At 55.5% G+C, this 22,233-nt stretch carries 17 protein-coding genes; 15 read left to right on the top strand and 2 right to left on the bottom strand.

Translation table 11 applies throughout. The features are described 5' to 3' along the window. The first annotated feature begins 27 nt into the window (after positions 1 to 27). From ACZ5WW_RS05435 to ACZ5WW_RS05420, 4 genes are all read left to right on the top strand, one after another. Positions 28 to 3,132: a multidrug efflux RND transporter permease subunit gene (locus tag ACZ5WW_RS05435; RefSeq protein ID WP_377166961.1), complete on the top strand. Its 3,105-nt coding sequence runs from the start codon at positions 28 to 30 to the stop codon at positions 3,130 to 3,132. Then, entirely contained in the window at positions 3,129 to 6,251 is a 3,123-nt protein-coding gene (locus ACZ5WW_RS05430; RefSeq protein ID WP_377166963.1) for an efflux RND transporter permease subunit, read from the top strand. The genes ACZ5WW_RS05435 and ACZ5WW_RS05430 overlap by 4 nt, the downstream gene beginning before the upstream one ends. Continuing rightward, positions 6,248 to 7,657 carry an efflux transporter outer membrane subunit gene (locus tag ACZ5WW_RS05425; protein ID WP_377166965.1) on the top strand — a complete coding sequence of 470 codons (1,410 nt, stop codon included), beginning with the start codon at positions 6,248 to 6,250 and terminating at the stop codon, positions 7,655 to 7,657. Before ACZ5WW_RS05430 ends, ACZ5WW_RS05425 begins: the two co-directional genes overlap by 4 nt. Positions 7,658 to 7,797: 140 nt before the next feature. Continuing rightward, on the top strand, positions 7,798 to 8,178 hold the full coding sequence (locus ACZ5WW_RS05420) for a RidA family protein (RefSeq protein WP_377166967.1): 381 nt from the start codon (positions 7,798 to 7,800) through the stop codon (positions 8,176 to 8,178). Positions 8,179 to 8,185: 7 nt separating this feature from the next. Here ACZ5WW_RS05420 and ACZ5WW_RS05415 read toward each other — a convergent pair whose 3' ends face one another. Continuing rightward, a complete protein-coding gene (locus ACZ5WW_RS05415) occupies positions 8,186 to 9,871 on the bottom strand; it encodes a formylglycine-generating enzyme family protein (protein WP_377166969.1) in 1,686 nt (561 codons plus the stop codon). 332 nt (positions 9,872 to 10,203) lie between these two features. Here ACZ5WW_RS05415 and ACZ5WW_RS05410 point away from each other — a divergent pair, with 332 nt between their 5' ends. After that, on the top strand, positions 10,204 to 10,800 hold the full coding sequence (locus ACZ5WW_RS05410; protein WP_377166971.1) for a WcaF family extracellular polysaccharide biosynthesis acetyltransferase: 597 nt from the start codon (positions 10,204 to 10,206) through the stop codon (positions 10,798 to 10,800). Positions 10,801 to 10,869: 69 nt separating this feature from the next. Beyond that, positions 10,870 to 11,700: an FkbM family methyltransferase gene (locus ACZ5WW_RS05405; protein ID WP_377166975.1), complete on the top strand. Its 831-nt coding sequence runs from the start codon at positions 10,870 to 10,872 to the stop codon at positions 11,698 to 11,700. A 72-nt stretch (positions 11,701 to 11,772) separates the two neighbouring features. On the opposite strand, the gene ACZ5WW_RS05400 is transcribed toward ACZ5WW_RS05405, so the two are convergent. After that, positions 11,773 to 12,513 (bottom strand): glycosyltransferase family 25 protein, encoded by a 741-nt coding sequence (locus ACZ5WW_RS05400; RefSeq protein ID WP_377166977.1) that lies wholly within the window; start codon positions 12,511 to 12,513, stop codon positions 11,773 to 11,775. On the opposite strand from ACZ5WW_RS05400, the gene ACZ5WW_RS05395 reads away from it, so the two are divergent. The 9 genes from ACZ5WW_RS05395 to ACZ5WW_RS05355 all read left to right on the top strand — a co-directional run bounded on the left by ACZ5WW_RS05395 (position 12,491) and on the right by ACZ5WW_RS05355 (position 22,167). After that, positions 12,491 to 13,879, top strand: coding sequence for a lipopolysaccharide biosynthesis protein (locus ACZ5WW_RS05395; RefSeq protein WP_377166979.1), 1,389 nt, complete (start codon positions 12,491 to 12,493; stop codon positions 13,877 to 13,879). The two genes, ACZ5WW_RS05400 and ACZ5WW_RS05395, sit on opposite strands and share 23 nt — an antisense overlap. A gap of 190 nt (positions 13,880 to 14,069) precedes the next feature. Next, positions 14,070 to 15,338 (top strand): lipopolysaccharide biosynthesis protein, encoded by a 1,269-nt coding sequence (locus ACZ5WW_RS05390; protein ID WP_377166981.1) that lies wholly within the window; start codon positions 14,070 to 14,072, stop codon positions 15,336 to 15,338. A 19-nt stretch (positions 15,339 to 15,357) separates the two neighbouring features. Beyond that, on the top strand, positions 15,358 to 16,236 hold the full coding sequence (locus tag ACZ5WW_RS05385) for an FkbM family methyltransferase (protein ID WP_377166983.1): 879 nt from the start codon (positions 15,358 to 15,360) through the stop codon (positions 16,234 to 16,236). A gap of 146 nt (positions 16,237 to 16,382) precedes the next feature. Then, complete coding sequence (locus ACZ5WW_RS05380; RefSeq protein WP_377166985.1) at positions 16,383 to 17,315, top strand: hypothetical protein; 933 nt, start codon at positions 16,383 to 16,385, stop codon at positions 17,313 to 17,315. Between the two features lie 40 nt (positions 17,316 to 17,355). Next, on the top strand, positions 17,356 to 18,192 hold the full coding sequence (locus ACZ5WW_RS05375; protein WP_377166987.1) for a methyltransferase: 837 nt from the start codon (positions 17,356 to 17,358) through the stop codon (positions 18,190 to 18,192). Positions 18,193 to 18,217: 25 nt separating this feature from the next. Beyond that, positions 18,218 to 19,195 (top strand): exostosin domain-containing protein, encoded by a 978-nt coding sequence (locus tag ACZ5WW_RS05370; protein ID WP_377166989.1) that lies wholly within the window; start codon positions 18,218 to 18,220, stop codon positions 19,193 to 19,195. Between the two features lie 69 nt (positions 19,196 to 19,264). Then, the gene (locus ACZ5WW_RS05365) at positions 19,265 to 20,146 is read left to right on the top strand and encodes a hypothetical protein (protein WP_377166991.1); all 882 of its coding nucleotides are present in this window, start codon (positions 19,265 to 19,267) and stop codon (positions 20,144 to 20,146) included. Positions 20,147 to 20,286: 140 nt separating this feature from the next. Continuing rightward, a complete protein-coding gene (locus ACZ5WW_RS05360) occupies positions 20,287 to 21,075 on the top strand; it encodes an FkbM family methyltransferase (RefSeq protein WP_377166993.1) in 789 nt (262 codons plus the stop codon). A 69-nt stretch (positions 21,076 to 21,144) separates the two neighbouring features. Continuing rightward, entirely contained in the window at positions 21,145 to 22,167 is a 1,023-nt protein-coding gene (locus ACZ5WW_RS05355) for a glycosyltransferase family 9 protein (RefSeq protein ID WP_464694214.1), read from the top strand. Positions 22,168 to 22,233: the final 66 nt, after the last annotated feature.

The raw sequence follows: 22,233 nt of genomic DNA, 5'->3' as shown, positions 1-22,233 counted from the left end.
TGAAGGCCACTGCTTGAGCCCCTGCACATGAACCCCTCACGCATCTTCATCGAGCGGCCTGTAGCCACCACACTGCTGATGGTGGCTGTACTGCTGGTGGGCGGGCTGGCCTACCGCCTGCTGCCGGTTTCGGCACTGCCGCAGGTGGACTACCCTACCATCCAGGTCGTCACGCTTTATCCCGGAGCAGGCCCGGAGGTGATGACCTCCTCTGTCACCGCGCCTCTGGAGCGCCAGTTTGGGCAGATGCCCGGCCTCGCGCAGATGTACTCCATCAGCAGCGGTGGCTCCTCCGTCATCACCCTGCGCTTCACGCTGGGGCTCAAGCTCGACATCGCCGAGCAGAGTGTGCAGGCCGCCATCAATGCCGCCGCCACGCTGCTGCCCACCGACCTGCCCAACCCGCCGGTTTACAACAAGGTCAACCCTGCCGACGCGCCCATCATCACGCTGGCGCTTACCTCGCACTCTCTGCCGTTGATCAAGGTGCAGGATGCAGCAGACACGCGTCTCGTGCCCAAGCTTTCGCAGATCTCCGGTGTGGGCCTCGTCTCCCTCAGCGGCGGCATGCGTCCGGCGGTGCGCATCCGCGCCAATCCGGTGGCACTTTCCGCGCGCGGCCTCAGCACGGAAGATCTGCGCAACGCCATCGCCGCCGGCAATGTGAACCAGCCAAAGGGCGGCTTCGACAGTGCCACGCGGAGCAGCACCGTGGACGCGAATGACCAGCTCATCTCCGCAGACGACTACCGCAATCTCGTCATCGCCTGGCGCAACAACGCACCGGTGCGTGTCATTGATGTGGCCGATGTGGTGGATGAAGCGGAAAACGTGCGCCTCGCCGCCTGGGCGGACGTGCAGCCCGCTGTGGTGGTGAATGTGCAGCGCCAGCCCGGTGCCAACGTCATCGAGGTGGCGGACCGCATCAAAGCCCTGATACCCAAGCTCAAGGAAAACCTGCCCAAGGCTGTGGACGTGCAGCTTCTCACCGACCGCACCACGACGATCCGCGCCTCGGTGGAGGACGTGCAGTATGAGCTGCTGCTCTCCATTGTGCTGGTGGTGGCCGTCATCTTTGTCTTCCTGCGCAGTGTCAGCGCCACCATCATTCCTGCCGTGGCCGTGCCGCTCTCCCTTGTGGGCACCTTTGCCGTCATGTGGGTCTGCGGCTTCAGCCTGAACAACCTCACGCTCATGGCCCTGACGATTGCCACTGGCTTCGTGGTCGACGACGCCATCGTGATGATCGAAAACATCGCGCGCTACATCGAGGCGGGAGAATCTGCCATGGAGGCTGCGCTCAAAGGTGCGAGGCAGATCGGCTTCACCATCATTTCCCTCACGCTCTCGCTCATCGCCGTGCTCATTCCGCTGCTCTTCATGCAGGACGTTGTGGGCCGCCTGTTCCGTGAGTTCGCGATCACGCTGGCCATTTCCATTGTCATCTCCGCCGTTGTCTCCCTGACGCTCACTCCCATGATGTGCGCCCGCTTGCTCAGGCATGGCGGGGAGGGGCCCATCGCGCAGATGGTCTCGCGCGGGTTCGATGCCGTCATCGCCCTCTACGGACGCGTACTGCGTGTGGTGCTCAATCACGGAGCCACCACCATGCTTGTCTTCATCGCCACGCTCGTGGCCACCGGAGTGCTCTACGAGAGCGTGTCCAAGGGCTTCTTCCCGCTGCAGGATACGGGGCTCATCCAGGGCTTTGTGGAGGCTCCGCAAAATGTGTCCTTCTCCGCGCTCGGGCGCAGGCAGCAGGCGCTGGCGCGGCTCATCCTCGAAGACAACGCCGTGCAGAGCGTTTCCTCCTTCATCGGGGTGGATGGGGTGAACACCACGCCTAACACGGGCCGCCTGCTGATCAATCTGCGCCCGCGCCATGAGCGTGATGCCACCGCCATGCAGGTGGTGCGCCGCCTGCAGGACAAGGCCAATCACCTGCCGGATGTGCAGCTCTACCTCCAGCCTGTGCAGGATCTCAACATCGAGGACCGCGTGAGCCGCACGCAGTTCCAGTTCACCCTCCAGTCTCCCGACATGGAATCCCTGCAGGAGTGGACGCATGCGCTGGTGGAGGAACTGCGCGAGTCCCCGCTGCTCGCTGATGTGGCCGATGACCTGCTTGATCGCGGCCTGCAGGCGCGTGTCATTATTGACCGCGAGACCGCGAGCCGCCTCGGCGTCACCGTCGCCGCCATTGATGCCGCTCTTTACAATGCCTTTGGCCAGCGGCTCGTCTCCACCATCTTTACTCAGAGCGGGCAGTACCGCGTGGTGCTGGAGCACGACCTGGAGTTTCAGGATGGGCTGGCCGCCTTTGACCAGGTGCGAGTGCCCTCCACCACCGGGCAGCAGGTGCTGCTGAGCGCCGTGGCCAAAATCGTTGAGGAGCCTTCGACGCTGGCCATTGCCCATCAGGATCAGTTTCCCGCCGCCACGGTGTCGTTCAATCTAGCGCACGGTGTCTCCCTAGGTGCTGCTGTGGCGGAGATCCAGCGCATCAAAGACGAGATCAACATGCCCGAGAGCATCGAGACCGCCTTTGCCGGTACCGCCCTCGCCTTCCAGAGCGCGCTGAGCAATCAACTCCTGCTCATCCTCGCCGCCGTGGTGGTCATGTACCTCGTGCTTGGTATTTTGTATGAGAGCTTCATCCACCCGCTCACCATTCTCTCCACGCTGCCCTCTGCCGCTGTGGGCGCGCTGCTGGCGCTGAAGCTCACAGATACCGAGCTCGGTGTCATGGCCATCATCGGCATCGTGCTGCTCATCGGCATCGTGAAAAAGAATGCCATCATGATGATTGACTTCGCCATCGAGGCTGAGCGCGAGCACGGCATGGCTCCGCGAGAGGCCATCTACCAGGCTTGTCTGCTGCGCTTCCGACCCATTCTTATGACCACGCTGGCCGCGCTGCTCGGTGCGCTGCCGCTCATGATTGGCCACGGGGAGGGCTCCGAGCTGCGCCATCCGCTGGGTCTCACCATGGTGGGCGGCCTGCTCTTCAGCCAGCTCCTCACGCTTTTCACCACTCCGGTCATCTACCTCATCTTTGACCGCTTTGCTCCCTCTGCCCATCGCAGGCAGGCGGCCGAGCAGCCGGCAGTCGCCAGTCCCGCCATCGCATGAGTTTTACGGACACCTTCATCCACCGGCCCGTGGCGACGACGCTCGCCACGCTGGCGGTCGCATTGGCAGGTGCCCTGGCGTACAACAATCTGCCGGTGTCCGCGCTGCCACAGGTGGACATGCCCTCCATCTCTGTCTCCGCTTCGCTGCCGGGTGCCAGTCCGGAGACCATGGCCGCCACGGTGGCCACGCCGTTGGAGCGTGCGCTGGGCCGCATCGCGGGTGTCACGGAGATGACCTCGTCTTCTTCGATGGGCTCCACGAGCATCAGTCTGCAGTTTGACATCAGCCGGGATGTGGACAGCGCTGCGCGGGACGTGGAGGCCGCCATCAATGCCTCCCGCAGCCTGCTGCCCACCGGCATGCCGGGAAATCCGACCTACCGGAAGATGAACATGGCGGACTCGCCGATCATGATCATGGCGCTGACCTCGGATGTGGCGACGCCCGGGCAGATGTATGACGTGGCCTCCACTGTCATCGCGCAAAAGATCTCGCAGGTGGACGGCGTGGGAAATGTCAGCATCGGCGGCAGCTCGCTGCCCGCAGTGCGCGCCACCATGAACATGCCCGCTCTCACGCGCGCCAATCTGACTATGGAGGACGTGCGTGCCGCCATCACCGGCGCCAACGTGACCCGGCCCAAAGGTGTGGTGGAGGACCGCAGCCACCGCTGGCAGGTGGTGGCCAGTGACCAGCTCTCCCATGCCGAGGAGTACAAAAACATCATCGTCAGCTATAGCAACGGAGCTGCCGTGCGGCTCGCGGATCTGGGCGAGGTCACCGACGCCGTGCAGGATGCCTACAACTACGGCAGCACCAACGGCAAGACCTCCGTCTCCTTCATCGTCTTCCGCCAGGCCGGGGCCAACATCATCGAGGTGGTGGACAAGATCAAAGCCCTCATGCCGCGCCTGCGCGCCATGATTCCCGCGGCCATGAACCTGGAGATCACGATGGAGCGAACCATCACTATCAAGGCCTCCATTGATGATGTGCAGCACTCGCTGCTCATCGCCATCGCGCTGGTGGTACTGGTGGTGTTTGCCTTCCTGCGCCGTGCACGCGCCACGCTCATTCCCGGAGTGGCCGTGCCCGTCTCCCTGCTGGGCACCTTTGGAATCATGTACCTTTGCGGCTACAGCCTGGACAATCTCTCGCTCATGGCCCTCACCATCAGCACCGGCTTCGTGGTGGATGATGCGGTGGTGGTGCTGGAAAACATCACGCGGCATATCGAAAACGGCATGCCCGTCATGGAGGCGGCGCGGCGCGGCACGCGGGAGGTCACCTTTACCGTCATCTCCATGAGCATCTCGCTCGTGGCCGTGTTCATCCCCATTCTGCTCATGGGCGGCCTCATGGGCCTGCTCTTCCGTGAGTTTGCCGTGGTGCTCTCCGTGGCCATCGCCGTGTCTCTCGTGGTCTCCCTCACCACCACACCGATGATGTGTGCACGCATGGTCAGGGCTGATCCTCATGATCACAAGCCGGGTTTCTTCGCCCGGTTTTCGGAGGGCATCTTCCTGTGGGTGCAGTCCTTCTACGCCTACACGCTGCACATCGCGCTGCGCCACCGCTGGATCACGCTGGGCTCCCTCTTCGGCATCGTGGGCCTCACAGGCTGGCTCTACGTCACCATCCCCAAGGGTTTCTTTCCTCAGCAGGACAACGGCCTCCTCATCGGCAGCATCAGCGCAGACCAGAACATCTCCTTCCAGGCCATGCGCGACAAGATCATCACCATCGCCAATCTCGTGCAAAACGACCCCGCCGTGGCCAAGCTCAATGCCAGCTGCGGCTCCGACTCGCGCATGGGCGGTCCCAAAAACACCGGCCGTGTTTTCGTGGCGCTCAAGCCCCTGGCCGAGCGTGAGCCCATGGACGCCATCCTCGCGCGCTTTCGCGGCAAGCTCTCCAAAATCCCCGGCGCCATGCTCCTGCTCATGCCCTCGCAGGATCTGCGCATCGGCGGGCGCTCCAGCCGTGCGCTGTATCAATACACCCTCATGGCCAATGACGTGGCCACCCTCCGCAATGTGGAGCCCAAGGTGCGCCTGGCGCTCCTGGGCCTCAAGGAGCTCACCGATGTGAACAGCGACTTTGAGGACAAAGGCACCGTGACCCGCCTCGTGGTGGACCGCGATGCCTGCGCCCGCATCGGGGTAACGATGCAGGCGGTGGACGCCGCCTTAAACAGCTCCTTTGGCCAGCGCATGGTCTCAACCATCTATGCGCCGCTGAATCAATACCGCGTCATCCTTGAGGCTTCTCAAAACGACGATGCAGGCGCCATCGAGCATGTGATGGTGCGCGCCACCTCCGGCAAGCTGGTGCCGCTGAATCAGCTGGCACGCTGGGAGGCTGCGCCTGCGCCGCTTTCCATCAGCCATCAGGGGCAGTTCACCGCGCTCACCTTCTCCTTCAATGTGGCGCCCGGAACCTCCTTTGCCCAGGCCACCGAGGCGGTGACCGAGACGGTGGACAAGCTGGGGCTGCCTGAAGACGTGCAGCGCACCTTTGCCGGCACGGCGGGTGCCTTCCAGGCCTCCATGGACAGTCAGCCTATCCTGATCCTCACGGCGCTTATTGTGATCTATCTCGTGCTGGGCATTCTCTACGAGAGCTTCCTGCACCCGCTCACCATCCTTTCCACGCTGCCCTCCGCCGGGGTGGGGGCGCTGCTGGCGCTGTATGTCTTTGGCATGGACTTCAATGTCATGGCGATGATCGGCATCTTCCTGCTCATCGGCATCGTGAAAAAGAATGCCATCATGATGATCGACTTTGCGTTGCAGACGGAGCGTGAGCGGGGGCTGGACTCCTTTCAGGCCATCTACGAGGCCTGCCAGCTGCGCCTGCGCCCCATTTTGATGACGACCGCCGCGGCCCTGCTGGGTGCGCTGCCGCTGGCCTTCGGAAGCGGTGTGGGCTCTGAGCTGCGACGCCCGCTGGGCATCGCCGTGGTGGGCGGGCTCATCGTCAGCCAGGTGCTCACCCTTTACACCACGCCGGTTGTGTATCTCTTCCTCGACAGCCTGCGCCTGCGCTTCCTGAAAAAACACCGCATCTCGCCCGTAACGCATCCTGCCTCTGCTCCCGCTCCTGCCGCTCTATGATGACCCGTTTTCTTTTCCCGCTGCTCACGCTGGTGGCTGCCGGCTGCAGTTTCAGCCCGAAAAAGCAGGCTCCCGCCATGAGCCTGCCTGCAAAGTTTAAAGAGGGCTCTGGCTGGAAAGTGGCAGAGCCCGCCGATCATCTGCCGCGGGGCAACTGGTGGTCCATTTTTCATGACAAGGATTTGGATGCGATCATGGCCAGCCTGGAGGTCTCAAATCAGTCGCTGCAATCCGCTGTCGCCAAGGCTCAACAGACGTCTGCGCTGCTGACGGCGGCAAAGCTCGCTTTTCTGCCGACCGCATCCGCCACGAGTGATTACACCGTCAATCTGAGCGGTGCGCTCGGCGGCTCCGGCAATGCGAACTCGATCAACGCCGCCCGCAGCGGCTCCGGGGTGAAAAGGATCCAATCTGTCGGCGGCACAGCCAACTGGGAGCTGGATGTCTGGGGGCGGCTGAGGCACACCGCCAAGGCAACCAAGGCGGACTCCGAGGCGGCGATGGCGGATGTGGAATCCACCCGGCTAACTTTGCAGGCGCAGGCGGCGCAGAGCTACTTTTCCCTGCGAGCCGCGGATGCCCAGAGGCAGCTGCTCGAGCGGCAGGTGGCCAGCTATGCGAAGTCTCTGCAACTCACCCAAAACCGCAAAGCCCAGGGGGTGGCATCTGAGGCGGATGTGGCCCTGGCTGCCACGCAGCTGGCCACTTCGCGTGCGGCCTTGATCGAAACCGGCGTGACACGGGCGACGATGGAACATGCGATCGCGGTACTGACCGGGCGTGCTCCCGCAGATTTTGGCCTGAAGCCAGCGACCCTGGCCTCACACATTCCTGCTGTGCCGTCCACGGCTCCCTCCACGCTGTTGCAGAGGCGGCCAGACATCGCTGCCGGGGAGCGGCGTGTGGCTGCGGCGAATGAGCGTATCGGTGCCTCCATCGCCGCGTTTTTCCCCACCATCAGCCTCGGGGCCGCGACCGGCTGGCGTGCCTTGGCCAATCTTTTTGCGCAAGGCAACAACTTCTGGTCTTTCGGGCCTGATGCCACGCTCAACCTGCTGGACAGCGGACAGCGTCTGGCCGCGAAGGCACAGGCAGACGCGACATGGAGGCAGGCGGTGGCGGACTATCGTCAGGCCGTGCTCACTGCCATGCAGGAGTCTGAAGACGCGCTGTCCACGCTGCGGATTCTTGCTGCCGAATCAGCCGCCCAGGACGAGGCTGTCCGAGCAGCACGGGAGAGCGAGCGGATCGCCAACAACCAGTATGAAGCGGGTACTTTGAGCTACATCAACGTGACTACCGCGCAGGCCTCGGCCCTGAATGCAGAGCGCAGTGCCATCGATCTTCGCTCGCGCCGACTCAACGCCACTGTCGCCTTGGTCAAGGCGCTGGGAGGGGGCTGGTGAACAGTGCCCCATCGGTGTCGGGGGGGGGCATGAATGACGGCTGGAAAGACCGAGGAGGAGCCTGAAACTGGAGGAGGACGAATCTGTAGCGAAAGCATGTCGGGGCTTGAATCGCAGTGTTGGATCGTTATGAGAGCCGCATGGAACTCATCAACAACACTCCCCAGGTGCCGGCTGCCGTAGGACCGTATTCGCAGGCGGTGAAACATGGCGGCCTGCTCTTTTGCTCAGGCCAGATTCCCATCGACCCCGCGGTTGGAAAGATCGTGGCAACTGATGTGGAGGGGCAGACGACCCAGGTGCTGGCCAATATCCGTGCGCTGCTGGAGGCTCAGGGGCTCACGATGAGTGCGGTCATCAAAGCCACTGTGTTTCTGCAAAGCATGGCTGACTTTCCCAAGGTCAACCCGCTGTACGAAGCAGCCTTTGCTGGGCACAAACCCGCACGGTCAACGGTGGCTGTGGCCGGACTCCCCCTGGGGGCCCTGGTGGAGATCGAAGTGACAGCCGCGCTGTCCTGAGGCTTGCTCAAGGCCTTCCAAGATCCAGCACGCAACGGAAGCCCAGGTCTGCACGGGCGACATTTTTGAGGGCATGATAACGGGCTGATGTCAGCAGGGCATCCTTGTCAAAGCTCAGCCAGCTGCCGCCACGAATGACATGCTCATCCGGCGCGCCAGGCCACTCGTCCATGCACCATTCAGAGACATTGCCCCCCATTTCATGCAAGCCCAAGGCGTTGCCACGCGAACTGTCAACGGGTGCGGTATATGAATAGTTGTCCGTGGTTCCGGGGATTTTGGTGGCATCCAGATTGGCTGTAAGTGACTGCGGCTTCCAGTCATCCGCCTTGGAGGGCCAGGGATAGTGTGTCTTATCGGCAAGGTGCCGCGCTGCGGGATCCGCACCGGTTTCATTTTTCAAGCCAGCCGCCAGGCTCCACTCGGTGTCAGTTGGCAGGCGGTAGGAAGCAGTGGCGGGGATGAGCTTGCTAGCGCGGTCGCGCTCGGTGAGCCATGCGCAGAAAGCCATGGCATCCTCCCACGAAACACCTGCGGCAGGATGATTTCCCCCCAGGAGGAAGGAAGGCTTCTTGCTCCAGGTGCGCCCCGCATCGCGCAGCCAGGCTTCGAAATCACGCACACTTGTTTCAGTGGCACAAAAGAGGGTGCTTTTTTTGTCCTCCAGCGGGACGAAACGCATGCCGAGAGCATTCATAAAGATGCTGCCATCTGCCACGGCCGGCTTGAGGCTGGCTGGGTCTGGCAGGTTTGCATCATCACCCTTGCCCTGCATTTTCTTGCGCAGGGCCTCTATCGCAGTGGAGTCCACCTTGCGGCTTTCAGTCATGGACTTCATGCGTTCCTCCAAGGCCTGCTTTTTCTCCGCATCAGATGCGGCCAGCAGGCTTGCTGTGCGGTGTTTGTCATCAAAGACACAACGGAAACCGATGGTGGGGGCGCGGAGATCCGCCGGGACGATGTACTGGTAGCCCGAGGCGAGGCACTCCGCACGGAAATAGGCCCAAGAGCCGCCGCGCAGGACCCCCATGGGTTGTGCACGTATCTCCACTGGCTGGGTCCATTCCCAAACATTGCCCGAGAGATCATGCAATCCCTCCCGGGTGGGAGGAAAGCTTCCCACCGGTGCGGTGAAGGCATAGCCGTCATTCGCATAACCGGGAATCTCACCATCGGCAAAATTGCCAGCCTTTGCGGGTGGGGGCCAGTCCTGCCCCCAAGGGTAGATCTTGTCGTCCAAGAGCCGGTCTTCGGTGCTGAGGCTGACCTTCTTGCGCCCACGAGCCAAGCCCACGGCGGAGTCCCACTCTTCCGGGGTCGGAAGGCGATAGCTCTGAGAACCGTCAATCAGATGCCGCTCGCGCTCAGTTTCAGTGAGCCAGTTGCAGAAGGCCACGGCATCTTGCAAATTCACCCCTACGACCGGGTGTTCTGGCGACTGCTCAAAGTGCGGCTGGTAAGACCAAGGATATTTCTTCTGCCGCAAAAACTCGTTCCACTCCGAGAGCCGTGTTTCCCATATGGCAAACTGCACCGTCGTCCCAGGCACACTGGTGAACCGGGTGCCCAGACTGCTCACTTTTGGCGCATCCAATCCTGCACCACCCAGTGTGTTGCCGGTTTGGGCATGAGCGGCAAAACACGCGGCCAGGCCAAAAACAAAGACAGTCAGTAGGAAAGGGGGGCTGCGCATGGCATTCGGTAGATGCAAAAAAGGGCGGGTTCATCCAAAAAAACTCCGGGCAAACACCAGGTGCACAATTTGAAGGAGAAAAACGAACGCTGCCAGCCCTGCTTGGTGTCAAACTGTTAACATAGCTGGGAACTTTATCCTTTGCGCTGGCTATCAGCATGGTACAGTTCGCTCCTTTATTTGATTAAATGCCGTTCCACCGTCGGCAAACCATTCAGGTCGCCTCTCAAGCGACCAAGGGCGGCAGCTTGGCTGCTTGATTCCCTTTAAGTGTTGCGGTGCCATTTTGGCACCTTGAAGCGCGGCAGGTTTGACCTCTGAAGTTTTTGACAATGGATCTGTCGAAGTTTTCAAATCAAGGATTTGAGCGTGGCGCGCAGCGCTGGAAAGAAGCTGTATGGATGATGGTCAAACGGGTTTTCTTCCAAACTTCCGTTCCCTGGCCGTCCGCTCTGAGAGCAGCATTGCTGCGATGGTTTGGTGCCAAAGTGGGGGCTGGGGTCGTCATCAGGGCGAATGTCAACATTTCATTCCCTTGGCGATTGGTTGTTGGAGACTATGTCTGGCTGGGGGAGGAAGTCATGATTCTGAGTCTTGCCCCGGTGACCATCGGTTCACATGTGTGTGTCTCACAGCGCTCTTTCTTATGCACTGGGTCACATGACCATCGCAAAGAAACGTTTGATCTGATTGTTGGTGGCATCACCCTGGGGAATGGCAGTTGGGTCGCCGCGCAGTCATTTATAGGCCCTGGTGTGGAAGTAGGCAGTGGCAGTGTGGTCAGTGCGGGCAGTGTGGTGATGAACTCTGTGCCCGCACGCACTCTTGTCCGAGGAAATCCTGCCGTCGTGATAAAGACACTGGCGAGGAATTTCGACAGCCCCCTTGATGGACCGGCAAAAGCTAGCGAGCGTGAAACAGAGGCGTGAAGTTTGGGCTCTCAGCCATGAGCGCTGATGTAAGCTCCGGGATCAATTTGGGTGTTAGGCACTTCTTTAATGAGCCGTCTTGCAAGCTTGCTGCATCATCCGAAGCCGCTTCGATTTTTGCTCGCGCAGATATTTTGGCGCACCGGCTGGGGGCGGCGGATGAAATTCCCCCTGCGTGCGTTCAGGCTTCATCTGCATCCGGCCAATCTTGCCTGGCAGCTTTGGGTGGACCGCCACCAGCGTGATGCGGACATGCAACTGATTCGTGATCTTCTCAAACCCGGAGATACCATGATCGATGTCGGAGCCAATATTGGATTTACCGCCATAGAGGGAGCTCAGGCAGTCGGTGTGAATGGTGTGGTTCATGCCATTGAACCGCATCCTCGCATTCACCAATGGCTGAAGGAAAATCTCGCTCTCAATCAGATGGCTCCGCCACAGGTGCAGTGTCACGCAGTCGCTGTAGGCGAGGCGGCAAGCGAGAAGGGGGGGCTGCTCACGGACAGCCGCCGAGATGATATGAACTTCGTGATCGCTCCAGGATGCGAGCGGCATTCATCCATGAATCAGAAAGGAATCACGGTGCCTGTCAGCACGCTGGACGTTATGTTTTCAGATCTGCCGCGATGTGATCTCCTGAAAATCGATGTGGAAGGAGCGGAGCTTGCTGTTCTTCGCGGTGCCAGCAGGTTGCTCAAGAGTACAAGCAAGGTTTTGATAGAGGCAGGGGATCCAAATTCAGTGCGCCATGGCAGCAGCGCTGACGAATTGCTGGCCCATTTGGAAACTGCTGGGTTTGAAGTGAGCAATGCTGACCAAGACGATAAAGGTGGCACCCCCATTAACATTGAAAACTATCGCAGGCATGTCGGCAACTGGCTGGCAATGCGCCGCTAACTGCTGTACGCAAAGTTTCTTATCTCTTGTGCCTGATGCACCAAGATCTGAATATCAGCGAGAATTGGATCTCTAGGGTCTGGGGGGATTCAGGTGCTTGTCGTTCATCCAGCTCTCAAATGCCCCCTGAGTGATCAGAGGGGGCTCTGCCCAGTAAGACTGAACTTTAAAGGCATTTCCAGCGGCATTCAAATGCCAGTCAATAGGCCGATCAAACGGTGGAGCGGCAAACCTGCTGGCTAGAATGCGCTCTGCATAGCGGGGATGAATCAGGTAAGCCTCGGTGCAACGGGAGCAGCCACCGCCACCCCACAAAAAGCCACGTTTCCATCCGCGCCAGTAGATGTGCTTTTCCGGACGACGCAGCCACCAAGGCACATGCAGATTGCATCCCAGCCCGACAAAACACAGCTCCCAAGTTGTGGGCAGTGCAGCGAGGCAAGCGCTCAGTGCGGGTAGAAACCCGGGGCGAATCAAGACATCATCCTCCAGGATCAGGTGCCAGGCATGCGGATTGGCCACCACTGCACGATACACTTCCAGGTGCTTTAGTATCAGCGAGATGGAGCCTGCTGCTATCGCTTTAGGGTCTCCCCATTCGCCGCGCTCATAAGCGCCCCCCTCAAGCACCTCCTCACGGTCATGGGCTGTCATCCAGTGTACGGGAAAGCGATTCAGGCCATGCTCTCGAAGCGCCCGCTCCATGTGTGCCCTGCGCTCAGTCAGGCGGGTGTAATGAATCACATGGATTTGCAGATTTTCCGAATTGAAGGCGACGGCTGCTTTTTCCATGAGCATCAGCCAGTCTTTCACGCGTCACATTGTTCCTGCAACTGGTAAGAGTTGTGGGTTGTTAGGTATCCATTTAATTCGAATGTTTTTATGGCTGTCACACCATCATAATCGGCTTCGCTTGTACCGATGGAGCGTGACTTTTGGCGGCTTTGCGGTGGTGCAGCTTTTGGTTCAGTTGCTGAATGCAGGCGCAGGCTTTTTGCTGGTGCGCACCCTGGATAAGCCGGATTATGCCTGGTTTACTATCGCGAGTAGCATGAGCGCTGCTCTTGCTGTTTTGGCGGATGCGGGTATCATTCATGCAGTGACATCCATCGGCGGAGGCGTCTGGCAGAACAAAGCCTCTTTGAAGGGGGTGGTAATTGCGGCTTTGCGTTTGCGGATGAAGTTGTCCGCTTTTGCCTCAGTGCTGGTCGCGGCTATCTCGATTTGGCTGCTTTTGCGCAATGGCGCGGGGCTGCCCGCTTCGCTGGCGCTGACCTTGCTGGTGGTGGCCCCAATCTGGCACATTGCCACCACATCCATTTTCAGCGGCGTCAACCGGCTGCACTCGCGCGCCCGGCAGCTGCAGGTGGCCGATCTAGTGCCCGCACTGGTGCGCGCAGTTCTTACAGCAGCTCTGGCCTTACTAGGGAGGCTATCCCCAATTACCGCTTTGCTGGCGGTGCTCTTCGCTCATCTCACCCAGTATGGCATTGTCCGCTTTCAGGTGCTGCCATTGTTGGGAGGTGTTGCTCCTTCGAATGTTGTCATGCACACCGAACACATTTGGAAGGTTGTACAACAACTGCTGCCAAACTGCATTTTTATCTGTGTGCAGGGACAGATCGCAACCTGGCTTATTAGCGTCTTTGCCACCGCCAGCGAGGTCTCGGACTTGGGCGCGCTGAACCGGTTGGCGATTATCTTTGCCGTGCTTGCTGGGCCGCTGGCACAGTTTGTATTTCCAGCCTTTGCACGCGCCAGAGATAAAAAACGACTGAGGGCTATCGCTTTCGCACTGGTGGCGGGCACGACGCTCTTCAGCGCTACAGTGCTAATTTTCGCTGGTTGGCATGGCGACTGGTTTCTCTGGATTCTTGGCGGCAAATACACGCATCTTCAAGGGGAGCTCCTGCTGGTGCTCACGGGTATGGCGCTCACAAATCTGGCCGGCTACGTTTGGGCACTTAATGCCGCCCGTGGATGGAACCATCTTGCCTGGCTCAACATCCCCCTGACCCTAGCTGCTCAGACTACTGCCGCTTTTTTGTTGCCTCTCAATACTGTGGCTGGCCTGGCCTGGTTCACCATCACTACGGCGTCGGTCCAGTGCTCATATGCCCTACTTTCCTGCATACGGGGATTCAGCCACGACCCTTGCAGTTCTCCAACTCCGGCGTGATGAAGGAAAAATCAGCCTTTCGCTCTAATCCCCTTATTTGTGAATCAAGCACCTTGTCACAGGATCATCCGCAATCAGCTTCGATTACTTCTGCCTGCAGGCTAACCTCGTGTAAGGGGAGGACAAACAACATGAGATCTGATTTCATATTTCAGCAGAAGGACATGCGGTGCACGGAACGAAGGCTTTGATGTTTTCAGCATCACGTATAGCCAGATGGCGCGGTCCTTTGCTGGCCTTTTTAATGGGGCAGCCTGTGGTTCAGTTTCTGAACCTCTTCACAGGCTTTTGCTTGGTGCGCTGGCTTGATATTCAAGAGTACGCCATGTTTGGGATCACGTTCGCATTTCAGTCCACTGTCACTCAATTGACAGACCTTGGATTTTCTGGTTCCGTGGTGGCACTTGCGGGTTCACGTAGCCATGACCCTGAAGTTTTGGGAGGGTATCTTTACTCGGCGCGCTATTGGCGCTCAAGATTGCAGGGGGGCATACTGCTGCTGGCGGCTGTGGCTTTTCCCTTGATCGTTTGGAAGCAGCCTTGGGATACGTCCGTTAAGTTGCTGCTCTTTATAAGTATTTCTATGGGGGTGTTGTTTCAGAACTGGAACATGTATGGCGCAGCTTTGCTAGTTCATCGTGCACTGTGGAAATATTATACCCCGCAGATTTTTGGGGCAGTGCTCAGACTGGCTTTTTGTGCAGGACTCTACATCTCCGGGCTGCTTTCTGCATGTGCTGCCGCTATCAGTGCAGCACTTCTTCTTGGTTACACAGGCATAAGCTATCGTCGCTCATCCCGAACCTACGTTCAGGAGCCACTGAATTGTGAACCGTCACGAAATGCTGAGATGCTCCGGTATCTCGCGCCAATCATTCCCGCAGCTGCCTTCACAGCCCTCCAAAGCCAGGTACTGGTCGGGATTATCGCGGTTTTTGGTTCTACCCAGAACATCGCAGAAGTAAGCGCTTTGGGACGCATAGGTCAGCTCTTCGTCTTGCTAGCAGCCTTCAATGCCGTTTTTATCGAACCGTATATTGCGCGCGTGTCACTTGCCATTCTTGGTAGAAGGTATTTCCAGATTCTCGGAGCGGCGGTAGGGATATCTGCTATCATCACTACGGTCGGTTTCGTGATACCTCAGCCTTTACTCTGGCTTCTTGGCCAAAAGTACGCGGGCTTGCATGAAGAGATTGGCTGGGTCATTTTGAATAGCAGTCTATGTTATCTGGGTGGTGTGATGTGGACGATACACGCCGCCAGACGCTGGGTTTTCTGGTGGAGTACCATTGTTTACATAGGATCTACAGTGCTTGTTCAGGCTGTATGCTTGCTGACAATGGACCTCAGTCATACTCTTGCGGTTATTAAATTCGGTTTGTTTAGCACCTGTGTGGGGCTGGGACTCCAAACTGCCATCGGTATTTATGGTTTCAAGTCAGGGAAAAGTTGTGAATGATGTTATACTCAGATCGTAAATGAACTTAATTAAACGTCTTTTCAAGCAGTTGGCTCCGCCGATTCTCCAATCTTGGATCACTAAAGCAGTCCGTCATTTTCGCTTGCGATGGCATAGTGCGTCTCCAGACACCCAAGCTAAAAGACTTCAAGTAGCACATAATCGTCTGAATTCGAATTTGGCTTATGGAGAGTTTGTTTTGCGTGAAGGCATGCATTTTTACCTGCATCCCGAATCATTCGAACCTTTTGAGGCTTTTTGTTATGTTTATCCTGAAATGGTGGAGGAAATGGACTCTTTTCTTGCACTTACCAAAGATAGGCTGAACCTGCTGGATGTAGGAGCTTTGCATGGAGTCTTTTCACTTGCCTTCACCGCATCAAGCCCTGATAAAAAGGCTGTCGCTGTGGATGCATCTCCCTTCGCCTTTGCCCGGCTTCTCTACAACGTTCACAAGAATGCTCCTGGGCAGGTGATTCCAGTAGAGTGTGCTTTGTCGGATGAGTCAGCACTTTTGCAGATGCATTACGAGTGGGAACATGCTGTTGTGGCTAGCATGTCGTCAGGGAATTCAACCACGTTCTCTGTTCCTGCTGAGCGCGGTGACGAAGTCTGCTCAAAACTTTCATTTAAGCCCGATGTCGTCAAAATTGACGTGGAGGGGCATGAGATTTCAGTGCTAAAAGGACTTTCATCTGTAATTGAAACCTATAAACCTCTTATTTTTCTGGAGTATCACCCACAGAGAGTCGCCCAAGAGGGGCGTTTAGTTGCTGACTTGATAAGTCTCTTAGATTTATGGGGCTACTGCGTTTTGCAAAAAGATGGATCGTTGATGCCGCCATCAATCTTGGAAAGATTCTCGACGGATCAAAGGATAATTCTAAAAGAATTCTGATTGTTTTGCTTTTTCAACAGCAGGCACCTTCATTTTTGATAAAGGCTTAACTTCTGTTTTATCATTGCTGATGACAAAAATGAAAACATTCCAATGGGTCCAAATATTGAAGGATGTAATTAATTTTGATTAAATGTAATTGAGTAATGCCGAAAAATTTAATTCTGACTGCTAATTATGCCGGTCGTAAACTTGAAATGCCAAAAGCATTTCTGCGTAGTCTACGTGCGACGGGTTGTCAGGCTGATGTAGTTCTTATAGCCAACCATGGAAGTGCTGCGGATAGGAAGCATCTTGCTGCACTCATGCCCGCTGCTCGCCTTTGGGTGCCGATACCCAAACAGCGGTACCGCATTTTTCGTCGTCTCGCTACGACCTTCCCGTCGCTGGCGCGCTTAGTGGCACGCAAGATGCGGCACGCTTGGCAGCATCACCCCGAGCGCCGGGTGGAGATCGAGCACAAATCAGCCTACCTGCTCAATATCACCTGTTCGCGTTATTTCCTTGCTCGACAATTTCTGCTTCAGGTGGGTGATCGTTATGACCATGTCATGCTGGCCGACAGCCGGGATGTGGTCTTTCAGCGTGATCCTTTCGAGGGGCTTCCAAGCGGTCTGACAACTGGACTCGAGAGTGGACTGGTACGCGATCAGCCAGGCAACTGCGAGTGGCTGCAGCATTTATATGGAGATGATCCCTCCTTTCCAATGGCTGATGTTATGGCTGAGAAGGTCATCTGCTCTGGTGTCACCCTCGGAGATACCGCTTCCATCTCCTCTTATCTGAAACGCCTTTGCGCCGAGTTCATGGATAAACTGCCGCGCATGATCCATCATCCCTACCTTGATCAAGGCGTCCACATCGGGTTGTTGCGAACCGGTCAAATTTCGGGAGTACGGCTCACGTCCAATGGCGAGGACTGCATCGCCACTTTATGCACCAGTAATTTGAGTGAGTTCACTTTTGGCACCTCGAGTGGGTTGTTGGCGGCTAATGGCCAGCCTGTAAGGATAGTGCATCAGTATGATAGGCACGCTGATCTTGCAGATAAGCTTCTTTCTCATCTTTTGAAGGGATGAAAAGCTCGATTGCGTCGAAATAATTTGATTGTGCTTCCGAATGCATCCGCTCATTGATAAAATTCTTCTCCCATTGGATCGGGCGCTGACTGTGAATATAATTTGGCGCCCAATTGAAGCGACGCTGATTCGATTTAGCCGTGGTTTGCGCCGTCGCCGAACACGGATGCAAATTGAGCATTTGATGGAAAAATTGCGGAAGCAACCGGAGGTGCGGCAGGGGCGTTTCGCAGGCATGCGCTACGCAGCCATTGAAGCTACTTGTAGTGCAGTCATACCCAAATTGCTCGGTACGTATGAATCTGAACTCGACTCTGTGTTTGAACGTGTATTCGCGAATGCCTATGAGCAAGTTGTCGACATTGGCTGTGCGGAAGGCTATTACGCAATTGGTCTCGCCTTACAGTTTCCTGGCTGCCATGTTTATGCCTTTGATACTGATTTTCGCGCCCAAGAACTCTGCCGTAAAAATGCCCGTTTAAATAAAGTGGAAGATAGAGTTGCTGTTGCAGGGGAAGTCACTGCTGAAAAACTTGCCGATACTATCCAGGAACGACGATGTCTCATTGTCTGCGATTGTGAAGGATTTGAGAGGAATCTCTTCAATCATAAGACCGTGGGTGAGTTTTATAAGTCTGATTTACTTATAGAAACACATGATTTTATCAGGGATGGAATTAGCAAGTATCTGATCGGTTTGTTTGCAAATACTCATCAAGTCCAAGTGCTGCATAGTATTGATGACCTGCAAAAAGCACACACATATGAAAGTGACCTTGCAAGCAATCTCGATTTTGAAGCGAAACAGTTGGCTTACGCAGAGGGGCGGCCAGTTATAATGGAGTGGCTGTTCCTTACGCCACACTTGAATATTTAATTTGAGGTGTTTTTGATTAAAAATTTTGAAGGTTCACCTGCTTAGTTGTTACCCTGTTCGTGAAGAGCCATCGGTGCCTGAATGGCTTCGACTTCATAGTCGTTCTGAGCATTTTGAACTGACAGCCGATCCCATCGACGCGGAATTGATTCTCTTTGCGGAAACCTATGCAGGACTCGACCCCTATTTTTTGGATGTCATCCGACATCCCGTGTTTCGTCGTTTTACCCAGAAATGTGTGCTGTACCATATCAGTGACATTACTCAAACTTTGTGCCGGACGATATCTCCATCAATTGACAAAAATCACTCAAATCTCCAGTGCCGCCGCAGCTTTTCCTATGTCGTTCGTGCTCACGACAATCCCTATCTGAATCAAATGGCTTTGGCCGACGTGCCGACTCGTTACTTGTTCTCATTTGTGGGGGATCCCAACAGTCATCCAATTCGTTCACGTATTCTTGCCCTCGAACGTCCTGATGCATTGCTGAAAGCTGTGACAGGCACTTCCGCCACGTTCATGAACGAGAGTGAACGTGCTCCTTTTCAGCAAGGTTATCTGCAAACCATTCTTGAATCCCAATTTGTGCTTTGCCCTCGAGGACATGGACCAACCTCCATGCGCTTGTTTGAAGTGATGCAACTTGGAAGAGTGCCCGTCATCATCGGTGATTCATGGCTTCCAGTCTCGGGGATTCCATGGCAGGAGTTTGCAATTTTTGTTCCGGAAACCGAGATTGAACAGATCCCGCAAATCCTAGGCACCTTTCGTCATCGTGCCATTGAGATGGGGGCGAGGGCGCGTGCAGTTTGGGGGGAGCATTTCTCTTCACACAATGCGGCCATGGGGCTCTTGGAGCGAGCTTGTGAACTGCTGGCAGTTCCTTATGGCAGACGCGAGCGTATCTTGGACTTGATGGAACTGCGTTCCCCCAGCCACTGGCGCATTTTGGCCGCATCGGTCAGACGTATTCTGCTTCATGGGGCTGCCGCTGTTAATTAATATCTGTTAGGGGCACTCTTGACCGGCTCACATTCTTTTTGACATGCCTCAGCTGGTGATCTGAATTTCATGAAACTTGAATCTATTGTCACCTTGGCAAGCCCCGAAGTTCGGCTGCGCTTCATCGCCATGGAGCGCTCCTTGCGTGCCACCGGTTGCAATTTGCCCCTTCGTGTCATTCCCTATAATGAGGGTCGATTTGACCTGCCCGCCAACGCCGAATGGTGGGAGGACATAGAAATGTCAGAATGGCTGAAATCCCGTGGCGCGCATCCTGCCATGAGAAAGTGTCAATGTTTAACAATTGCCAACTTTCAGTTTGTTGATGCGGATGTCATTTTTTTGCGCAACCCGGCCGAAATTTTGAAACCATTGGATGGGTTTGTAACTTCCTGTGGACATTGGAGAAACACCGGACATACGGTTACACGGCAGTCGTGGCCGATCTTTGCAAGCATGTCCACAATGTGGCAGAAATGGGTGTTTAACTCTGGGCAGTGGGCTAGTGACCGCATATTACACACCCGGGAGTCGATCTATGAATGTTGTGAATCCAAGTTTAAGGAGACATGCCTGACGTATAACAATTGCGACCAGCCGGGTATCAATCTTCTCGTTATTTCTTCGGGCGTTCCTGTTCACAATCTCACCCTGCCGCCTTGGAACATGGAATCTACATGGGCAGGTGACTATCTTGGTTCAAACTTTGAAAGTTATTGGGGCGATGTCGATCGCAAACCCTACCTGCTGCACTGGGCGGGTTGTGCTATGGATAAACGCCGCCCAATCGATGGACTCATGGAGAGGTTCTTGAATCCAGACGAATTAAAAGCATGGCGCAGTGATGTCGAAAGCTGCGCGCGCAGTAGCGTATCGGGAATTTTACGTTCCATTCCATGGCGACTATATCGTGCAATAAGATGTTTTAAAATGAGCTTATTCTCAGAATGAGCCTTTCATCAAATTGGTTCTGAATTAAAGCGAATACATACTGCAATTGGGATATTTTTTCTTAAAAATGCCTCACTAATGCTTTGGGCCTATCTAAGTTGAGTTAAAGTAAATTGTAATTTTTTAGACATCAACCTTTTATGCGACGTTTGCTGCATTCACTTCTTTCAAGACATGCAAGCTTGTATTTGTATATGCTTCGTTTGTTGAAGCGTGGCACAATTGAAAAAAAAATCTTTCTTGCCCTGATACGTCCTGGCGATGTTGTTTTCGATGTGGGGGCTAACGAAGGTTATTTCACTTTGCTGGCTTCGGATCTTGTTGGCAGTGGTGGTAAAGTACACGCATTTGAACCAGTTCCCCCGACTTTCAGAAAAGCCGAAGCTAATTTACTTCAAATGCAGGTGTATAACAATTATTGTTTAAACTTGTTTGCCTGCTCAGACGAAGCTGGTGACGTCATGCTACATGTCCCAGAAAAAGATTTTGGGCAAGCCTCAATGCGTGTTCAAGACGCTGGATCTTGGAAAGATGTTCAAAACATCGAAACGTATTGTTCTCGTGCCATCCGATTAGATGATTATATAAACGAGCATCAGATCTCTCGAGTGGATTTTATGAAGATCGATGTGGAAGGCGCAGAACTTCATGCTCTTAGGGGCTCTCAAAAGATGATTGGCCGGTTTCGTCCAATGCTGTTTCTTGAAGTGTGCGAGTCTTGGATGCGAAATTTTCAGTGCGCTCCTCCCGATCTGGCTGCATTTCTTTTGGACCATGGGTATACAGACTTCTTTATTGCGGGCAATAAAGTGGAACGAACGAGTGACATAAAGAGGGCTTTGGCTGAGCTTCCGGTGACAGCTTCTGTAAATGTGTTGTGCGTCACTGCTGCTCACGCAGAGCGTATTGAGCGAATGAGTCTTATCTGAGGACACATGGGGTGGAAACGGTCAGCACTTGAAAGCCTTGTTTGGATTGCGTCACGCTTTGCTGCAAGCGTGAACAAATGTCCAGACAGCCCTCAATCTATCTTTGTTTTAAGAAACAATGACCTTGGGGACTTGCTTGTCATTACACCTCTTTTTGAGGCTTTAAAGATGCTCTATCCCGAGGCTCGGATTGTTGCAGGTGTGGGCGACTGGAGTCGGCCAATACTAGAAAACAACCCGCATGTCAGCGAAGTGCTATCAATAAATGCACCCTGGCACAATCATATTGTGCCAGGCCAGACGCCTCTGGGCGCTTTTCGCTACATATTGCGCTCGCATGAGGTTTCGCTGTTAAAGTCGCGTCAATTTGACATTGGAATTGATGTGCTTGGCAGCCAGTTTGGTTCTCTTCTATTGATGAGGGGTGGTATTCCTTTCCGCCTTGGGGTGAAAGGCTACGCCGGGGGGCATTCAGCAGCCCAGCGATATTTTGACCTCGATTATTGCAAGTATGTCGGGCGCTCCTCCTTGCTCTTTGCCGAATTGTTAGGAGCGATGCAAGTTCCCTCAGCAAAGCCACAAATTTTTCTAACGGCTCAGGAAATGGCGTATGGCGATGAAATGTGGGCTGAACATGGTGGGCGCAAGAGACGAATCGTCATCGGTCCCGGAGCTGGTTTTGCCGAAAAATGCTGGCCACTGGGGCATTATGAAAAATTGATTCGTGCTTTGACTTTGGATGCTCGTAATCAAGTGGTTGTCGTAGGTGGGCCGCGAGAGATGGCGGTTGGGGCTCAGTTGTCGTGCGGAAATTCTGCTGTGCGAAACCTGACGGGGCTTACAACTCTGCGTGAAACTTTTTCCTTGGTGGCCCAGGCGGACTTGGTGATTTGCAATTCAAGCCTGTTGATGCACGTGGCGGCTGCCTTTGAAAAACCATCTGTTGTGTTGTTGGGGGAATGGTTTGATTCAGCCGCTCTACATGCCTTGCAATGGGGCTATGGCTCTCTGACACATGTATGTGGAAGAGACCAGGAGCATGAGGATATATACTCACCGGAAGAGGTGCTGGATTTAGTTTCAAAATTATGAAATACAGATTTTGGATCACCTCGTAGATTTGTTTGGTGGGAGATAACAATTGAACGATAAAAAATG

The sequence above is a fragment of the Prosthecobacter fluviatilis genome (genome assembly GCF_055388355.1).
Note: the sequence above shows the minus strand (reverse complement) of the source record. Positions and strands in the feature narration are given on the sequence as shown.